This is a genomic window from Sporosarcina sp. 6E9, assembly GCF_017921835.1.
GTDB lineage: Bacteria > Bacillota > Bacilli > Bacillales_A > Planococcaceae > Sporosarcina.
Genome location: NZ_JAGEMN010000001.1, coordinates 21,674 through 39,711, shown reverse-complemented (window position 1 = coordinate 39,711; position 18,038 = coordinate 21,674). Strand labels below are relative to the sequence as shown.

General features: G+C 40.5%; 13 protein-coding genes and 1 pseudogene. 3 read left to right on the top strand and 11 right to left on the bottom strand.

Going from position 1 to position 18,038, the window contains the following annotated elements:
- Positions 1-316: 316 nt before the first annotated feature.
- Complete coding sequence (locus J4G36_RS00290; RefSeq protein WP_305792209.1) at positions 317-889, bottom strand: thermonuclease family protein; 573 nt, start codon at positions 887-889, stop codon at positions 317-319.
- Between the two features lie 204 nt (positions 890-1,093).
- Here J4G36_RS00290 and J4G36_RS00285 point away from each other — a divergent pair, with 204 nt between their 5' ends.
- From J4G36_RS00285 to J4G36_RS00275, 3 genes are read left to right on the top strand one after another with little or no spacing between them, the layout of a single operon-like run.
- The gene (locus J4G36_RS00285; RefSeq protein ID WP_210467846.1) at positions 1,094-2,446 is read left to right on the top strand and encodes a sigma 54-interacting transcriptional regulator; all 1,353 of its coding nucleotides are present in this window, start codon (positions 1,094-1,096) and stop codon (positions 2,444-2,446) included.
- A gap of 13 nt (positions 2,447-2,459) precedes the next feature.
- Positions 2,460-3,779 carry an aspartate aminotransferase family protein gene (locus J4G36_RS00280; RefSeq protein WP_210467845.1) on the top strand — a complete coding sequence of 440 codons (1,320 nt, stop codon included), beginning with the start codon at positions 2,460-2,462 and terminating at the stop codon, positions 3,777-3,779.
- Between the two features lie 12 nt (positions 3,780-3,791).
- Positions 3,792-5,165 (top strand): YjiH family protein, encoded by a 1,374-nt coding sequence (locus J4G36_RS00275; protein ID WP_210467844.1) that lies wholly within the window; start codon positions 3,792-3,794, stop codon positions 5,163-5,165.
- Between the two features lie 403 nt (positions 5,166-5,568).
- On the opposite strand, the gene J4G36_RS00270 is transcribed toward J4G36_RS00275, so the two are convergent.
- From J4G36_RS00270 to J4G36_RS00225, 10 genes and pseudogenes are all read right to left on the bottom strand, one after another.
- Positions 5,569-6,027, bottom strand: a complete 459-nt coding sequence (locus tag J4G36_RS00270) for a hypothetical protein (RefSeq protein ID WP_210467843.1) — start codon at positions 6,025-6,027, stop codon at positions 5,569-5,571.
- Positions 6,028-6,383: 356 nt separating this feature from the next.
- Positions 6,384-6,975 (bottom strand): annotated as a pseudogene (locus J4G36_RS00265) (tyrosine-type recombinase/integrase); the annotation flags it as partial.
- A gap of 577 nt (positions 6,976-7,552) precedes the next feature.
- Positions 7,553-9,277 (bottom strand): thiol reductant ABC exporter subunit CydC, encoded by a 1,725-nt coding sequence (cydC, locus tag J4G36_RS00260; protein ID WP_210467842.1) that lies wholly within the window; start codon positions 9,275-9,277, stop codon positions 7,553-7,555.
- Complete coding sequence (gene cydD / locus J4G36_RS00255) at positions 9,274-11,007, bottom strand: thiol reductant ABC exporter subunit CydD (RefSeq protein WP_210467841.1); 1,734 nt, start codon at positions 11,005-11,007, stop codon at positions 9,274-9,276. Before cydD ends, cydC begins: the two co-directional genes overlap by 4 nt.
- A complete protein-coding gene (gene cydB / locus J4G36_RS00250; RefSeq protein ID WP_210470349.1) occupies positions 11,007-12,023 on the bottom strand; it encodes a cytochrome d ubiquinol oxidase subunit II in 1,017 nt (338 codons plus the stop codon). The genes cydD and cydB overlap by 1 nt, the downstream gene beginning before the upstream one ends.
- Positions 12,007-13,410 carry a cytochrome ubiquinol oxidase subunit I gene (locus J4G36_RS00245; protein ID WP_210467840.1) on the bottom strand — a complete coding sequence of 468 codons (1,404 nt, stop codon included), beginning with the start codon at positions 13,408-13,410 and terminating at the stop codon, positions 12,007-12,009. Before J4G36_RS00245 ends, cydB begins: the two co-directional genes overlap by 17 nt.
- Positions 13,411-13,721: 311 nt before the next feature.
- Positions 13,722-14,426, bottom strand: coding sequence for a ZIP family metal transporter (locus J4G36_RS00240; protein WP_210467839.1), 705 nt, complete (start codon positions 14,424-14,426; stop codon positions 13,722-13,724).
- A 53-nt stretch (positions 14,427-14,479) separates the two neighbouring features.
- On the bottom strand, positions 14,480-14,842 hold the full coding sequence (crcB, locus tag J4G36_RS00235) for a fluoride efflux transporter CrcB (protein WP_210467838.1): 363 nt from the start codon (positions 14,840-14,842) through the stop codon (positions 14,480-14,482).
- On the bottom strand, positions 14,839-15,216 hold the full coding sequence (locus J4G36_RS00230) for a fluoride efflux transporter FluC (protein ID WP_210467837.1): 378 nt from the start codon (positions 15,214-15,216) through the stop codon (positions 14,839-14,841). The genes crcB and J4G36_RS00230 overlap by 4 nt, the downstream gene beginning before the upstream one ends.
- Positions 15,213-17,375 carry an ATP-dependent helicase gene (locus J4G36_RS00225; RefSeq protein ID WP_210467836.1) on the bottom strand — a complete coding sequence of 721 codons (2,163 nt, stop codon included), beginning with the start codon at positions 17,373-17,375 and terminating at the stop codon, positions 15,213-15,215. Before J4G36_RS00225 ends, J4G36_RS00230 begins: the two co-directional genes overlap by 4 nt.
- Between the last annotated feature and the right edge of the window lie 663 nt (positions 17,376-18,038).

Sequence of the window (18,038 nt, the reverse complement as noted above, 5' to 3'; positions counted from 1 at the left end):
AATCCCTTAAAAAGGGACGAAGGAGTTCTCCGCGGTACCACCCTAATTGAATGTGCTGAAGGCCTTCAGCTAACAATCCACTTCATTACTATCTGAGAAAAACGGACGGCGTACTTCATCCCTATTGCTGCCTGAACTTCCACCACTAGCGTTTTGAAAATCACAAAACGCACTATTCAGTCTCTCGCTGCTGCTCACAATATGACTACTAAACCATCTCTCATATCAATCTATTTAAGTTTTAAAGATACACTTTACGCAAAATGTAATTGAATTGAATATTAACATGTTCATCATAGATGTCAACTGGAAATTTTTAATTATTGAACCCGCGATTCGTCACATAATCTTCGATTGACCAAATCCCAATCCCTGCTAGTTGTGCTTTCTTTTCTGCTTCTTTATACGGATCTAGATGCTTTGTATTCGGTGGATAAATATAAGCAACCCGCGCTAATCCTTCTTCGACGAGTTTCTGTTGAACACTTTCGCCGTCAATATACACATACGCTAGCAAGCGCCCGTATTTGTCCTCTCGCTCACCAATATCAAATTCGATTTCAAGTTTACCGCTCTTTAGCAGTTCGTCATTTCGTTTTGTCGCTTCTTCAGCAAATGGTTGTTTACCTTGCTGTTTATGGTTTAATTCTGGCGTATCGATTAATAAATAACGCAAATTTTGTTCTTTTCCATTATAGATGACTTTGATCGTATCCCCGTCAATCGTCCTCACCAACTCCACTGGGATAAAACCAGTTCTGTCTATTTCAGGCTCGTCATCAAGTGAGAAATACATAAATAGCCCAGCAACTATAAGTGCGATAATTGTCGTGAATCCTGACTTTCCTTTCCATCTTGATGTCCCTCGTTTTTGTCTGTTGTTTTTCATATGTTTCATCCTTTTTATCTGAAATTATATTCTCATGTTAACAGGTAAACTGCCAAACATGTATATAAAAAGACCCTTTTTAAATTGTAGAACTTTATAAAAATCATGATTGCATTCTAGTATTCACTAATGTATAGTTTATTCAAACTAGAATAATAATTCATTGTTGCATTAATCTACTGAATTGAGAAGGAAGGTGATTGTATGACTGGTTTTTATTTGCACCCAAATTCCGAGCAAGAAATTATCGATACAAGTGAAGAAGATATTATCGTTACAAATCATAAGGGAATCATCGTAAAAGCTTCTAAAATCAGTGGTAAATATTATGACATCGACCCTACTCAACTATTAGGTAGATCAGTTTATGATTTAGAAAAAGAAGGTGTATTTTCTCCGGCAATTACACCGCTTGTGCTAAAAAAACAAAAGAAAGTTGTCTTGGTTCAGACGACCCCCAATGGACAAAAAGTGCTCATTACGGGGATTCCATTCTTCAATGAATCGAATGAAATCGAATATGTCATTAGTTATTCTTACGAGGTTTCTGAGTTGCTAATTATTGAAGATTATTTAAAAGAACTTAAACACGAGATGAAAATGGCTAAAGAAGAACTTACCCTGCTAAGAAAGAAAAACCTAAAGATTGAAGGAGTAGTTGTTGAAAACCGTTCAACACGCCGGGCTTATGAAAGTGCACGAAAAGCCGCTCCAATTGATGTTCCCGTCGTAATTTACGGTGAACATGGTACCGGAAAAACGACGCTCGCAAAAACAATCCATAACGAGAGTGCTCGAAGCGACGGTCCTTTTATCATTGTCGATTGCGAAACAATCCCAGAGGCTTTATTTGAACAGAAATTATTCGGCATGGGTAATGAAAAAATCGGCCTATTATCACTCGCAAACAGAGGAACGCTCTTCTTGAAAGGAATCGATAAACTTGCCCCGCATCTGCAAGCGATGATTGCCCGAACTCTTCAAGAAAAAAAGTATATGCCTTTATATGCGAAAGAGGAGATGCCGCTTGATGTACGTGTCATTAGCTCATCAGAAATTCAATTGAATGAACTCCCTTCCTTTCAAAAGGACTTATTTTATATGCTTCATATTGTGCCAATTGAATTAAAACCGCTTCGCGAACGAAAACAAGATTTAAGCTATTTAATACCGATTTATTTACAGCAGTTTTCATTGAAACATAAGATCGAATGTTCACTAAGAGATGATGTATACAATCATTTACTAGATTTACATTGGCTGAATAACCATTACGAACTAATGAATGTCATTGAACGACTAGTTGTCCAAAGCACATCCGCAATTATATCCATGGAAGACTTGCCAACGGAATATAGACTCCCTATGGAACATGGACGATACCATGTGGAATTAGAGGGTAGCTCTCTTCCCATTATTTTAGAACGCGTCGAAAAAGAAGTCTTATTCAATGCACAAGAACGTTATCGAACAACGACGGAAATCGCCAAGTATTTAGGCATTAGCCAACCCACAGTCGTGCGGAAATTACAGAAGTACGGCGAAGAAGAAGATTAAGGGGGATTTATCAATGACAAAACAAATTGAAGAAAAAAATGACTGGACTCACATGGTCGGTCATATCGGAAATTACCTAGCGCCAAGCATGGCAAAAGATCATCCGAACTTGCCTGTTGTGAAAGCCGAGGGATGTTATTACTACGGTGTCGATGGAAAGAAATATTTAGATTTCACATCGGGTATCGCAGTAGAAAATGTCGGCCACCGTCACCCGAAAGTCGTCCAAGCAATTAAAGATAGCGCTGATTATCTTATCCACGGTCCATCAGGCGTCATCATCTATGAGTCGATTTTAAAATTAGCGGCCGAACTGCAAAAAATATTGCCACCTAAACTAGATAACTTCTTTTTTGCCAATAGCGGAACTGAAGCGATAGAAGGTGCGCTAAAGCTCGCAAAATATACGACAAAACGTCCTTATGTCGTATCCTTTACAGGTTGTTTTCACGGTCGTTCGATTGGTGCACTAAGTGTCACTACGTCAAAAAGTGCTTATCGCAAACATCTGCAACCATCTTGGCTAGCCTACCAGCTACCCTATGCCCTTCCTGAAGATTTACCAGAAGGCGCTGATCCTGAAGTCTTCTTTCCGGAAAAACTGGAACGCGACGTTAAAAAGCTTTTTAATCATCAAGTATCACCGGAAGAGGTCGCATGCATGATTATCGAACCTGTCCTTGGTGAAGGCGGTTATATTATTCCACCGAAAGCCTGGTTAAAAAAGATTCGCGAAATTTGCGACCGTCACGGAATTTTACTCATTTTTGATGAAGTACAAACCGGGTTTGGACGAACTGGCAATTGGTTCGCAGCACAAACATTTGATGTCAAGCCGGATATTATGGCAGTGGCAAAAGGGATCGCAGCCGGGCTTCCATTAAGCGCAACGATTGCATCTAAAGAATTGATGGACCAATGGCCACTCGGTTCACACGGGACCACTTTTGGCGGCAACCCGATTGCTTGTTCTGCGGCACTCGCTTCACTTGAAGTGATGAAAGAAGAAAATTTATTGCAAAATGCACAAGACATGGGCGAATACGCTATGAACCGCTTACGTAAAATGCAAGAAAACTTTCCAATCATTCGAGAAGTCAGAGGCGTCGGCCTTATGATTGGCATAGAGCTCGGAAATCCTGAAACTGGCGAACCAGACGGGAAAGCTGTTATGGACGTTCTCGATGGTTGTCTTGAAGGTGGCGTGCTCTTCTATTTATGCGGAAACTCTGGGGAAGTAATCCGTATGATTCCACCATTAACGGTTTCAAAAAGCCAAATTGATGACGGATTGGACATACTTGAAGACGTTTTAAAGAACTATCAAAGCTAAGGGGGAAATCGGATGACGACAGTAAAGGGGCAAGAAACGGTAAAAGTCAAAAGCTTGAATGCTTGGAAGTTTATCATTCCGTCATTAATCGGGGTATTATTATTCCTTGTTCCGATTAAGGTTAATGGGGAAATCACAATCGGAATTGGCGTACTGGCATCATCACTTCTAACAACATTTAAAAATCAAATACCCGCGTTTCTAGTTATTATGTTAGGTGTGACGGTTTTCTTCACTTTATTCGCGGTCGTACTCAAACCTAAATTCATTATGAATCAACCATTTTTCAAATCTGTATTTTACACCGGCCCCTTTGGGATCACGATGCGCATTATCGGATTTCTGGTGGGTGTCATGGCTTTCTACAATATCGGTCCAGAATTTATCTCATCCAGAAATACAGGCGGAGTTGTGCTCTATGATCTGGCGCCCGTCCTCCTGACTTGGTTTTTGTTTGCTGGAATTTTATTGCCGCTTCTTGTGGAATTTGGCTTAATGGAATTCGTCGGCTCGTTGTTGCAAAAAGTCATGCGTCCGCTATTCACCCTACCTGGTCGTTCATCGATTGATACGATGGCGTCTTGGATGGGCGCAGGAACCGTTGGCGTGCTGGTCACAATGAAACAGTACGACCAAGGTTACTATACGAAACGGGAAGCAGCTGTCATTGCAACAACTTTTTCGATTGCATCTGTCGCCTTCTCCCTTGTCATTGCGCAAGTGATTGGGATTGGTCATCTCTTTATTCCTTTTTATATTACCGTTACAGTTGCTAGTATCGTTGCCGCGATTATTATGCCGCGCATTCCGCCATTGTCGCGTAAGGCAGATACTTACTACGAACCTGTTGGACAACAAATCGATGAAACCACTCCAGATGGCGTGTCTGCAATTCAATGGGGATGGCAACAAGCGGTTGAAAAGGCAAACACAGGAAAAAGTCCAAAAAGACTTATACAAGACGGCGTTGAAACCGTGCTAGACATTTGGCTCGGGCTTATCCCGCTCGTCATGAGCCTTGGCGCGATTGCACTCATTCTTGCTGAATTCACACCGGTTTTCCAAATTATGTCCTATCCAATTGTGCCACTGCTCGAATGGATGAGAATTCCTGAAGCAACGAGCGCAGCACCTACCATGCTCGTCGGTTTTGCGGATATGTTCCTGCCAGCGGTCATCGGAAGCGGTCTAGAAAGCGAATTAACTAAGTTCATTGTCGCAGCGCTTTCATTAACACAACTCGTATACATGTCTGAGATCGGAATTTTGATATTACGATCAAATATTCCAGTAAGTTTCTTAGATTTACTCATTATCTTCATTCAACGTACAGTTATTACACTACCAATCATCGTGATTATTGCACACTTTATTATTTTTAGATGAAAAACGAGTGATAAATGAGAGAAATACTAAAGAAGAATTAAGTTCAATTCTTCTCCACTCATTTATCACTCGTTTTTATGGTTGTGCAATTTATGACGTTGGTGAAAGAAAATCCCCAAATTGAAGATAGAGGATGGAATTTCACTAATGTCATTTTTTATCAGTATATTGAACAAGTCCTATTACTCGCTGATTTGCGTTCCGTGGGGCCGTCGGACAAGTGAGGACATATACAGTTCAATCTTTCGCTCCTCTACGAAGTCTCATCAGTTCCCGCTTAATCCCACTGGAGTCGCTGTTCTCCACTCCGTTAAACTAAGCGTCTACAAAAAAATTATTCAACAATCGCACCCTTTAATGGAGTAACTAAGTTGACCGTCAATTCTGTATGGTTCCAACTAGGTTATTTCATTTTAAACGGAGGAGTTGTAGTATTTAACTGGTTTGCATACTGGATAATGACCATTGCGATTTGTTGAAATTCTTTCATCTGTTGCTTTAACATTTCAAATTCTTGTTGCTGAACAATATTGGCGTTGGATTTTATTTGTTCAATATACATCATTGCGTGTTCGAAGTTTTCAGCTGCTGGATAAACAAGTTCATTAATCCAGATGTTAATGCTATATGAAGAGTAAGCATTCGTGACTAAGAGACACTCAGCGTAACCTTGGCATCTGTAATGGTAATACGTACCGAGATTAAAGAAGTGGTTAAAAGCAGTCCATTGTTCTGGTAACGGTTCTTGAAGTTTTCCTGTAATACGATAAGACAGGTTTTGGATTACTTGAATCTTTTCACTGAACTTTACTAATTGGATATATATTTGTTCAAATGTATTCTGGATTGTTGATGTTTGCATAGGGGTTGATTCCACCTTTACCTAATAATCTTCATTATCACGGTATGCAACTTCCAGGTTATTTGTACATAAGTATCCAATAAAATGGCCCTATTGTTGAATAAAGAATAATGCCAATTCTTTCACTATCTATATTTAGTTTAACACAAAGATTCCAATATTCTACAAGTAATTAGCGTTATGAATTACTTATAGAATATCAATTCGTAACCCTCTTGGCACTGGTTTTAACGACACCGCATAAATTTAATGTGGTAGTACAATTCGTTTGTTAACTGATGTGCCAATATATGTGAATTGTATCCCCATATAGACTGATATTTAATGTTTCTCCCCAACAACCGTACCCGTTACCATTAAAAGTACTTGTTATAAAAATCATATCTTAATTTTCCACTAAGATGAGCATAAATCCTTGTCGTTTCACTTTTTTCATGCCCTAAAAGACTTTGGATTACTTCGAGTGGGGCTCCGTTGTCAACCATATGTGTAGCATAGCTGTGACGTAATTGATGAGGATGAATTGTCTTTTTGATTCCAGCACGCTTAGAAATACGTTTCACAACGTATCTCAAAGTGTCTACACTCATTCGTCGTATTGGTTTACGTTCTGTAACGAATAATGGTGGTTCTTCATCATCGCGCTCGTCTAAATACCTTTTCAGCCAAATCGCACACCGTATATTAAAATAAACTTCTCTTTCCTTATCACCTTTTCCATGGACAATTGCCTGTGAAGTTAATATCGTTACGATTTAATTTCGCAATTTCTCCTATTCGACAACCTGTTGAATAAAAAAACTCAAATAGAGCATTCTCCTGCGATGTGTGACAGCCTTCTCGAAGAAGTTCAATTTCATGTTTGGAAAGGAACTTTGGAATCCGTTTTCCTAATTTAGGCTCTTTTAATTTTGCAGCCGGATTTTTCAAAATAAATCCTTCTTCGTGCTTTCTTACAATAACGGAAGAATTGAGGGAATCAACAATAAAATAGCAAAAACCGTTATATCACGAAGCCACGTTACTTTCTAGGTACTTTATATGATCCAAAAACAGAAACTTTCGCTTATACTTCTCTCGTTAAAAGAAGATGGCGACTCCTTGGGGGTCAGCGTTAAGAGCATTGAAAATGTACTTAGTGGGATTTTTAATTTTTACTATCACTGTAGTTGATTGGAACGGAAGGCGGCGACTCCAGTGGGAAAAGCGCGTCAGGGTGAGACCCCACAGGAGCATAGCGACGAGGAGGCTCACCGACCGCCCACCGGAAAGCGTCCGCCTGGAGTGGAAATCAACGGCTTCTATGGGAAATACTAATTTATCTAGACTTTTTCAGTGCTCTCATCACCGAACACCCCACGAAAGCGTCCATCTGGAACGGAAAGCAACGAGGTATTAGGAAAACACCATAAAAAAGACTGTCCAGAAAATCAGTTTTACTGACTTTCTGGACAGTCCTACGACAAAAAATTCAATTGTAGTCGACTATTATTCTTCACCAACGTCATTTGACAAAGAACCATTTTTATAAACCTTTATCCATCTCATACAATGCACGGTATTTTGTAGATGTGGCAAGCAACTTTTCGTGGTTTCCTTGCAACGCGATATTCCCTTCTTCTAAAAAGATGATCTCATCCATCTCTTCAACGCCGGCTAAATGATGTGTCACCCAAATGACTGTTTTATCCTTTGATGCCGTGAACATCGTTTGTAGCAGATCGTTTTCTGTTTTCGGATCTAGACCGATTGTCGGTTCATCGAAAATGATCACTGGCGTTTCTTGTAATAGGACGCGCGCAAAAGCAATTCGTTGTCGCTCACCACCTGAAAAACGGTGTCCCATTTCCTCCATAGAAGTTTGCAGTCCCAAAGGAATAGAAGCGATTAACTTTGCTAACTGTGCTTGCTCCACGACTGATGCGACTTCTTCATCCGTTGCATCTGGGCGTCCAATACGAATATTATTTCCAACCGTCGTATTAAACAGATGTGATTTTTGATTCAATATCGAAATCGATTTCGAAAGCAAACTCTGATTTGCTTGTTCACCTGCGATTAGAACATTTCCGGTTGTCGGCTGAAGTGCGCCGGTTAGTAGTTTTAATAATGTTGATTTCCCCGTTCCACTACGGCCTAAAATCGCAATTTTCTTTCCTGGCTCTACTGTGAGCGAGAGATTATGAATGACATATTCACTACTTCCAGGATACTGATAAGATACATTTTGAAGTTCAATTGCAGCTCCACTATCCTGCTTCTTCAAAGTTTGTTCTTTTTCTATTTGTATATCTGCTGGAATTTCAGCATGTTCAATTTCCGTTAACCGCCGCAAAGAATCTTCATAGGCCGGGACACGTTCGATGGCTTCAGATGTGGGTGATAATGCATCCGTAATGGCCAACATCATTAATGTAAATGCCGCAATCAGCGTCGGCTCTAGCTGTTGTGCATTCATCTGATTTCCTGTCCAACTAATCATCATGATCACAGCGACTCCGATAAAGAATTGAATCATCCCGCTGCGAATATGTTGCCAACGCTTTAGTTTCTTTTCAGTTTCCAACAAGTCATGTTCATCACGTTTATAATTTGTTAAAAACGATGAAACTCTTCCACTCGCAATCCAATCAGATAAACCGAAAACAGCATCTGTTAACTGTTCATATAATTTGTTACGGCTTTTTTTCATTGCGATAAATTTACGACGCGTCATTGTTAAAGATATGAAAGGAATTAAAAACACGATAACAGCCAACACGAGCGCCATTAAACTCGCAAAAACCCAATCAAATAAACCAAGTACACCGATGAAGACGCCGTAAATAAAGAGCGATAATACGCTTGGAAAAACAGATCGTAAATAAAAATCTTGAAGATGCTCAATGTCATCCGACAACACGCTTAATAAATCGCCTGTTTTATAGCGAGATTGGAAAAAAATAGCTTGCGGCCGTAACGCACCATACAGACGGGTGCGCATTTTCTCTAACATCCGTAAAATGACATCATGACCTACCAAACGCTCCAAGTAGCGCATGACTGCTTGACTAATACTAAATGCTCGAACCGCAACGATAGGCACATACACAATCATAATATTTTCGGGGCGAAGCGCTGATTTTGAGATTAAGTAACCTGATAAGAACAATAGCATTGCACTCGATCCGATACCAAGAACCCCAAGCAATACTGTCAACAACATGCGTCCTTTATGCGCTTCTACATAAGGTCTAATCCAAGTATTCACAGCTCCCCACCCCTTCCCGTATGATGTCTAATTAAGTCTTGATACAACTGTTCACCTAGCAGCTCATCATGGGTACCGCTAGCAACGACACTTCCATCTTTCAGGACAATAAGATGTTCCATTTCTTTCATCCAATGAATGCGATGCGTCGCTAGAAAGACAAGCTTGCCTTCAAAAAGACGGATCATGGATTGTTTCAGTTCATATTCTGTTTCGATATCCAGGTGCGCTGTCGGTTCATCAAGAATAATGATGGGACGCTTGCTTAATAAGGCGCGAGCCATCGCAATTCGTTGTTCTTGACCGCCACTTAATGGCCGTCCGCCTTCACCGATTTGCTCCTCATATTTATTGGGTAACTGAGAGACAAGCGCGTCGAGTCCGACCTCCCCAATAACCCGTTTAACTTCCTCTTCAGTAGCAGTTGGTTCATAAAAACGAATATTCTCTAGGATGGAAGTCGGGAATATATAGGGATGTTGTGGGATATACGCAATTTGCGATGTCCAATCCGATCGCATGAGCGAAGTGGTTTCTTCGCCATTCACTTCAATCATTCCACGAGTTGGTTGCAAGAAACCTGCGATAATGTCAATGAATGTAGATTTTCCAGCACCAGACTCTCCTACAATCCCAATTAGTCCATTTCCTTCCCACGAAAATTGAAGACCTTTTATTATCTGTTTATTTTCGTCGCCTTGATTTACAGTTAAATCATGAATTGCAATTTTGCTTGTTGCGCTCCATTCAATAGGGGACTGAATAACTGGTTTCTTTTTTTCTTCTTGCTCTTTTATCATTGCCTCTACTTCTTGCAATGCGATTTGTCCGTCTAATGTTGCATGATAATCTGTGCCAACTTGTCTAATCGGCAAAAAGTATTCAGGCGCTAAAACAAGTATCGTTAACGCAGGCAATAGCAATACCGCCCCCTCAATGAGACGAAAACCAAGACTGACTGCAACAAAAGCGATGGACAAACTCGTAAAAAAATCAAGCGCAAACGAAGATAGAAAAGCTATGCGCAATGTTTTCATCGTTGCTTTTCGGTATCGTTTACTGACACTCGAGATTTTCCCTTCATGCGCTTCACTTTTACCTAAATAGGTCAACGTTTCTAATCCCTTTAATGTATCAATAAAATGATTCGATAAAACTCGATACGTCTTGTATTGGGCATCCGCCGTTTTCTGTGCAGCCATTCCGAGTAAAATCATGAAGATAATAATGATCGGAACTGTCACGATTAAGATGATGGAAGAGCCTTTATCGAGGGTGAATATATAAATGGCCAAGACCGCCGGGATGATAAATGTTCGAATCATCCGCGGTATTGTGATTTCCAAGTACGTTTTGATTTGATCTATGCCTTCAATTGCAAGCGTAACGAGTCTGCCCGTCCCGTTAACTTGTGCAAATCGCGGACCGAGCTTAAAATAGGCGCTGGTAAGTTGTTCACGCAATGCTTTTGTCGTTCGAACGGCAAAACGTTCCGCGAGCAGTTGTTGCACATGTGACAAAACGTGACGCAATAGAAAGAACAACATAAATAGCAATAGCTCTTGTCCGATTTCAGTAACAGACGTCCCTTGGAATAACAATGTAACGCTCCGTGCAAGATAGATTGCTTGAAGAATGATTGCGCCAGCTTCGACCGCGATTAAGATCGTCAACAGCACGTAAAGTGATCGGCTACCAGGATAGGATGGAAGTCCTTTTTTTCTCTCCATCAGTATTCCAACTGGTCTTTGCCTTTAAGACGTCCACGAAACACGTAATAGCTCCATCCTTGGTAGGCCATTACAAACGGTATTAGCGTTAACGATATATAGCTCATCACTTTGAGAGAATAGTCACCAGACGACGCATTGTACACGGTTAAATCATTTGCTGCGCCAAGCGTGCTAATCATGACCCGCGGGAACAACCCGATAAACACACTTGCAGTTAATGCAATGATTGTGATTGTTGTCATAAAAAATGACCAACCATCTCGTTGTTTTTTATTAAACACGCCTGACAGAAGTAACGCTCCCCAAGCCAAAACTGGGAGTGCAATCCAACCGCTTCCATGCGCTGTGAAAATATCTGTTTTCCAAAGCCCAATTGCCGCAAAAACCAATAATGATAGTAAAGCCACAGGTGCAAATTTGGATGATGCCACACGCGCTCGCTGTTGCAACTCCCCTACTGTACGAAGCGTAATGAATTGCAACCCATGAACGATACAAAGAAGCGTAAACATGACGCCGCCGAGTAATGCAAATGGATGTAACAGCTGTAGAAACCCGCCAAGCATTTCTTTATTTTCATCAATCGGAACGCCAGTCATGAAATTCGTCAATGCCACGCCCCAAAGGAATGGCGGAACAACACTTCCGAAAAATAACGCCGCATCCCATACTTTCTTCCATAGGGGATTATCGACCTTCCCTCTAAACTCGAAAGCAACTCCTCGTAAGATTAACGCGAGTAACATAAAGACAAAGGCGATATAAAAACCGCTAAAAAGCGTTGCATACCAATGCGGAAAAGCCGCAAACATCGCAGCTCCCGCCGATATCAACCATACCTCATTGGCATCCCAAAACGGGCCGATGGTATTTAAATAAACGCGCTTTTCATAATCATCACGTCCAAGAAACTTTGCAACCGTTCCAACGCCGAAATCGAATCCTTCTAATACAAAAAACAATGTGAACATAAAAGCGATTAGTAAAAACCACAACTCACTTAGTAGCAATATCGACACCCTCCTTATCGAATGGATCAACCGACTCAACTTCGACGGGTTCATCTAAACTCGCATCTGTCTTAATCTTTTTGACAAATAGATAAATCGCTACGCCAGCCAAAATCGCATACAACGTTGAAAATGAAATCAGAGAAAACAACACTTGTCCCGCTGTGACATTTGGAGATACAGCATCTTCTGTTTTCATCACGCCAAAGACGACCCACGGCTGACGACCCATTTCCGTCATAAGCCAACCAACCGAGTTTGCGATAAATGGTAATGAAATCGCAAATACCATGAATTTCATAAACCATGGATTTTGTTCTAGTTTGTTTTTCCGTGATAAGTACCAACCGTATAAACCGACAAGAACCATGATCGTACCCGTGAAGACCATTGTACGGAAACTCCAAAAGACTGTACGAACAGGTGGAATATAGTTTCCAGGACCATATTTTTCTTCATAATGGTCTTGAATCGTATTCATCCCTTCAACTTGTCCACTAAATTTATTGAATGACAAAATGCTTAGCATATACGGAATCTGTATTTGATTTGTCGTCGTTTTTTCATCTGGATTTATTTTAGCGACGACTGTAAACGGTGCTGGGTCTGTACTGTCTTCCCATAATGCTTCTGCTGCCGCCATTTTCATCGGTTGCGCAGTCATTAAATGAAGTGCTTGTTGGTGACCGACCAAAAGAACGACAACCGTTGATAGTGTTGCGATAATAATTGAAATTCGAAAAGACTTTTTGAACATATCTATTTGTTGCTTTTTGCGTATTTTCCACGCACTTACACCTGCTACGAAAAAAGCACCCGTTGCAAATGCTGAGAATAAGACGTGCGGGAACTGCACCCATAATTGCGGGTTCTTTAATAATGCGAAGAAATCATTCATTTGTGCGCGGCCTTCAAAGTATTCAAAACCAACCGGATGATGCATAAATGAATTGGCTGTTAAAATCCAAAACGCAGAGAGAACCGTTCCAAATAAAACGAGCCAAATTGATAGTAAATGAATTCGCTTCGGTAATCGATTCCAGCCGAATACCCATAAACCGATGAACGTTGACTCCATGAAGAATGCGAGCAACCCTTCAATCGCTAAGGACGGGCCGAAGACGTCACCAACAAATCGCGAATAGGATGACCAGTTCATGCCGAATTGAAATTCCTGTAGGATTCCAGTTACTACACCAACCGCGAAATTAATAAGAAACAACGTTCCCCAAAACTTCGTTAACTTTTTATACTTTTCATCGCCCGTCCGATAATAAATTGTTTGCATAATCGCAATGATTAATGCAAGACCAATTGACATCGGGACGAATAGATAATGAAATAATGTTGTTGAAGCAAATTGAATTCTTGCTAATATGAGAGGATCCATGTCGTATTCACTCCTTTAAACGTTGCCGACAATAGTAATTTATCAATAGTAGATAGTTGACTTTTTTCAACACATTTACCATTCTACATTGTACATTTGCACTATCTATGAAGTTTATATGCCGAAGCATTGACTAATCTGTCTCGTTTTCTTGTCCAAAGTTTGGCGAAATTATGTCCTTAACCCTATTGTGACAAAACAATTATCTCAATTGGTCACAATTGAAATTTGTCGGTGCTTTTTAATTGATAAAATAAAAAAGCCGCTATGAACTTCACCCAATAGGGATGAAACTCATAACGGCTTTTCTTTTATACAAAAAGTAAATAAGCGCCTATCAAGAAAAACGAAATAACAGCTACAAAAACACTATACGCATTGGATGAATGTTTGACTGATTCGGGCAGTATTTCTTTCATGGTCACCATATAAATCGTGCCCACTGTCAAACTCATTAAGAATGACCATAAATGCGTATTTTGTGTGCCAATCATCTCACCAATAATTGCCCCAACTGCGACCGGTGCCGCAACAATAAAAGATAGAAATAGTAACGGTAATAAACGGAAGCCAGCTATAAACAATAACGTAAATAAGACCATGCCCTCGGGAATATTGTGTAAGATAAGCGTTTGTAATAAGGATGTACTTAGAGCTGATTCTTCGCTCGTTCCTAGAATGACACCGATCGGTAAATTATGAAATGAGATAATAATCGTTAGCAGAAAACCACTCTTTAAATCAGGGCGCTTGTGTAAATGGATCTCCAACATCGCATGGACAAATCGAAACAATAATACGCCAACTATAAAACCAATGGATAATACAATCCAATTCCCCATTTCAATCGCTTCAGGTGCAATACCAAAACTCATTAGACCTAAAATTAGCCCCGCACAAACAGCGTAAATCGTGCCCATACTTCTCTTAAATCCATTTATGAAATAGGAAAGGCCACCGCCAATTACCACTCCGAAAAAAGTAGCTATAAAACCAACAAACCAGACATGTTCCAATCCATCATCCTTCGGTTATGTGTCACTAGTTTTTTATGTGAATGAATGATGATTTATGAATAAATCGAGCCTAAATAATAACCAAGCAGCGCTAAAATAATTCCCCCGGAAAAAGTAATCAAAACGTAAAGAATCGTTTTGATACGCTTACCGCCTTGCCATAATTCAATCAGTTCTTTGTTTAACGTTGAAAACGTCGTCAAAGACCCTGCCAAACCAGAAGCCAAGAGCAGCGTCCATATTCGTGACAAATCAGAACCGAATACAACACCAATTAGTAATGAACCCGCTAAATTCACAAGCAATGTCCCTATAGGAAAGCGCCCAGATTCATTCATCTTCGTGGCCATGAAATACCGCGTGACAGCACCCAAAAAGCCGCCAACGCCAATCGCAGCTAGCTCAAGAAAGCTCAAACTGCCACCTTCTTCCGACCGACATAAAATCCGAGCAGACCAGCGGCAAGCCCGCCAATAATGCTAAATACAACGTACAGAACTGCAATGACAAGCTGTCCATTTTCAAAAAGCAAGACAGTCTCCATACTTAACGCGGAAAACGTTGTAAACGAACCAAGAAAGCCCGTATTCACCGCATTTTGAATATGTGTAGCTTTACTAATCTTTGTGATAATACCTGAAACGAATAAACATAATATAAACGTGCCAATCATATTCACCGAAAAAGTAGCGAACGGAAATCCTGATTCATGCGGGATTAGCTCTCCAATCCCAGTTCGTGATAGCGCACCAAGCGCGCCAGCAAGCCCAATCCATAAATAACTCTTCATAGGTCTACCTCTTCTAAAAGTCCGAGCGACAAAATCGTTTCAAGATCAAATCGCCTTTCCATCTTCTCAAATTGGATTGCTATTTCCTGATCTTGTAGGCCCTTTATTTCTCCGTGTCCAAATACCCGATGTTTGACCTTCATGCCAATTGCTAGTCCTTTACTCGTTTGAATGCCGTTCGGGTTAATCTGAACTTTGAAGTTAGGTTTTTTCGACGCTGGAGTCGATTTCGTAACCCCGTTCAATTCTTTGGGCTTTACCAATAATCTTCGCACTTCATACAAAAAACGAGAATCTTCTTCTGCTTTCCCATTATCTTGTCGATACGTTAATAGTTCCAGACGTTCTTTTGCCCGTGTCATGCCGACATAAAAAAGCCGTCTAGCCTCTTCTAAAGTCGCATCGCTGCCTTCATCATCCTCAGATGGAATAATGCCTTTTATCAAATCAATCATAAACACGCGTCTGAATTCAAGCCCCTTGGAACTGTGAAATGTCGATAACGTCACCGCGTTTTCAGGCGGATTAAACTTCGCATTTTGTACAGCGTTTTCCAGTTCCTTTAATTGGTTCGCGAATTCCACCATCGTTCGAAGCGGCGCTGCGATTCCTTCGAGCGTATCAAGAATACTTTGCAGATGCTCGAACCTAAAACCAAACTTTTCCGCCCTGCTTTTCAGGGCAGCTTCATACCCAAGGTCGTTTCGAATGAGTTGGATCACACGCATCGGACGCATCTCTGGGATTACTTGATACTCCTTTTTATAATCTTCAAGTTTTTTTATTTGATCGTTCCTTAAATCTACACTTCGAATAAACGCATCGAACACATTCCCCGTCGTTTGACTATTTTCAAATTGCGTCACCATACTCCGTGAAACGTACAGATTCATTTTCAAAATGACTTTCGCGAAAATATCTTTTCGTTCTGTATTGAAGCTTAATCGCATGAAATTCAATATATCCTCTACAATCCAATGCGCAAAAAACCTATCATCGGCGTCTTTCATATAAAACGGGATTCCTCTGCGATGTAATTCACTCACAAACATCGTTGACGACGAGTTATTTCGAAATAAAATGGCGACATCACTGAGTTCTTTCTCACCTAATAATTCATAAGTGACATATTCAAGTTGCCGTTTCGGATCATCCAATTGTTTCAATGTAATCGGCCCGGCAGATGGGTTTTCAGTATGCATTTCTTTCGGATAACGATTCTTATTTCGTTTAATAAATTCGGCAGACGTCTTCACGATTTCTTTCGTTGAACGATAATTTCGTTCCATCATTAAGACCTGTGCATCCGGATAGACCTTTTTAAACGCCAATAAATAATCTGGATCAGCACCGCGCCACGTGTAAATCGATTGATCATCGTCCGCGACCACGCAAAGATTTCCGTGATGCGCTACTAGATGCTCGACAATCTGGTGTTGTACGAGCGAAGTATCCTGGCTTTCATCCGTCAGCACATAATCGTATTTATTTCGAAACTGTCCAGCAAGATCGTCGTCGAGTCGAAGTGCTTCTTCTGCAACGACTAACATATCGTCAAAATCTAAGAATAAATGACCCGGTTGTTTTGATTTAAACGCTTCATACTTCTGGGCAATGACGCCCGCTTTTTCAACTGGCCCCTTCAACTCGCTCCATTTTTCCATTGGGATCATACGATTTTTCAAGTAGCTAATGTATGTAGAAAGTGTAGAAAATTGATCATCCGTACACTCTTCTTTCAGCACTTCTTTATAAATATTTTTTAGTAGAAATAATTTATTCACAGTCCGCGATTCCCTACTACCCTCAATGAGTTCGTATGTCACTTTTTGCTTATCTAAATAGGTACGCGCGATTTGCAGCGCAAGACTATGAATCGTCGAGAAATCGACCCGTTTACTATGCGGGAAAAATCGTGCAAAACGCTCCGTCATATCCGCCGCGGAAGCGCGACTAAATGTGATGGCTTTAATACGCCTTGGATCCACTTTTTTCTCCTCAATCAAGTACCCGATTCTCATAATAATAGTTGTTGTTTTTCCCGAACCTGGACATGCCAAAAGAAGTGTCGGCCCTTCTGTTTGCAACACCGCTTTCTTTTGGATGTCATTTAATTCAATGCCAAGTTCAATCTTTTTTCGCTCAAAAAAATCAGTCATAGATGTAACTCCTTCAACTTACGATGTCTCTAATTTACCATATTGGAAGCAGAATGTAGAACCAGCAAGAATTGAGACGACATTTTTGCTGCGCGAGACGACATTTTATTAGATTGCGACCACATTCCTGAATTCAGACGACATTATTGCTCCGCGAGACGACATTTTATTAGATTGAGACCACATTCCCGAATTCAGACGACATTATTGCTCCGCGAGACGACATTCTATTAGATTGAGGCCACATTCCTGGATTAAGACGACATTATTGCTCCGCGCGACAACATTTTATTAGATTGAGACCACATTCCTGAATTCAGACGACATTATTGCTCCGCGAGACGACATTCTATTAGATTGCAACCACATCCCTGGATTGAGACGACATTATTGCTCCGCGCGACAACATTTTATTAGATTGAGACCACATTCCCGAATTGAGACGACATTTTAATATATTCCCAATCGAATCACATCACTTCATCCAAGCCTACTGATATATTATTAATCATCAACTATGTTTACAAAATGAATGTCGGGGTATTCACTTAGTAATAGACATTGAGGAGAGAATTTACATATAAGAAAAACGATATATCCTTAACGGAACTATCTCATTAACTTCTTTGTCAAATTCACATTCCCAATGTTCTAATTCCTAAA

Excerpts from the sequence above, each read along its gene's own strand:
- J4G36_RS00290 (WP_305792209.1), bottom strand. The coding sequence starts at position 889 with ATGAAAAACAACAGACAAAAACGAGGGACATCAAGATGGAAAGGAAAG.
- J4G36_RS00285 (WP_210467846.1), top strand. The coding sequence starts at position 1,094 with ATGACTGGTTTTTATTTGCACCCAAATTCCGAGCAAGAAATTATCGAT.
- J4G36_RS00270 (WP_210467843.1), bottom strand. The coding sequence starts at position 6,027 with ATGCAAACATCAACAATCCAGAATACATTTGAACAAATATATATCCAA.
- J4G36_RS00280 (WP_210467845.1), top strand. The coding sequence starts at position 2,460 with ATGACAAAACAAATTGAAGAAAAAAATGACTGGACTCACATGGTCGGT.
- J4G36_RS00225 (WP_210467836.1), bottom strand. The coding sequence starts at position 17,375 with ATGACTGATTTTTTTGAGCGAAAAAAGATTGAACTTGGCATTGAATTA.
- J4G36_RS00230 (WP_210467837.1), bottom strand. The coding sequence starts at position 15,216 with ATGAAGAGTTATTTATGGATTGGGCTTGCTGGCGCGCTTGGTGCGCTA.
- cydD (WP_210467841.1), bottom strand. The coding sequence starts at position 11,007 with ATGGAGAGAAAAAAAGGACTTCCATCCTATCCTGGTAGCCGATCACTT.
- J4G36_RS00275 (WP_210467844.1), top strand. The coding sequence starts at position 3,792 with ATGACGACAGTAAAGGGGCAAGAAACGGTAAAAGTCAAAAGCTTGAAT.
- J4G36_RS00245 (WP_210467840.1), bottom strand. The coding sequence starts at position 13,410 with ATGGATCCTCTCATATTAGCAAGAATTCAATTTGCTTCAACAACATTA.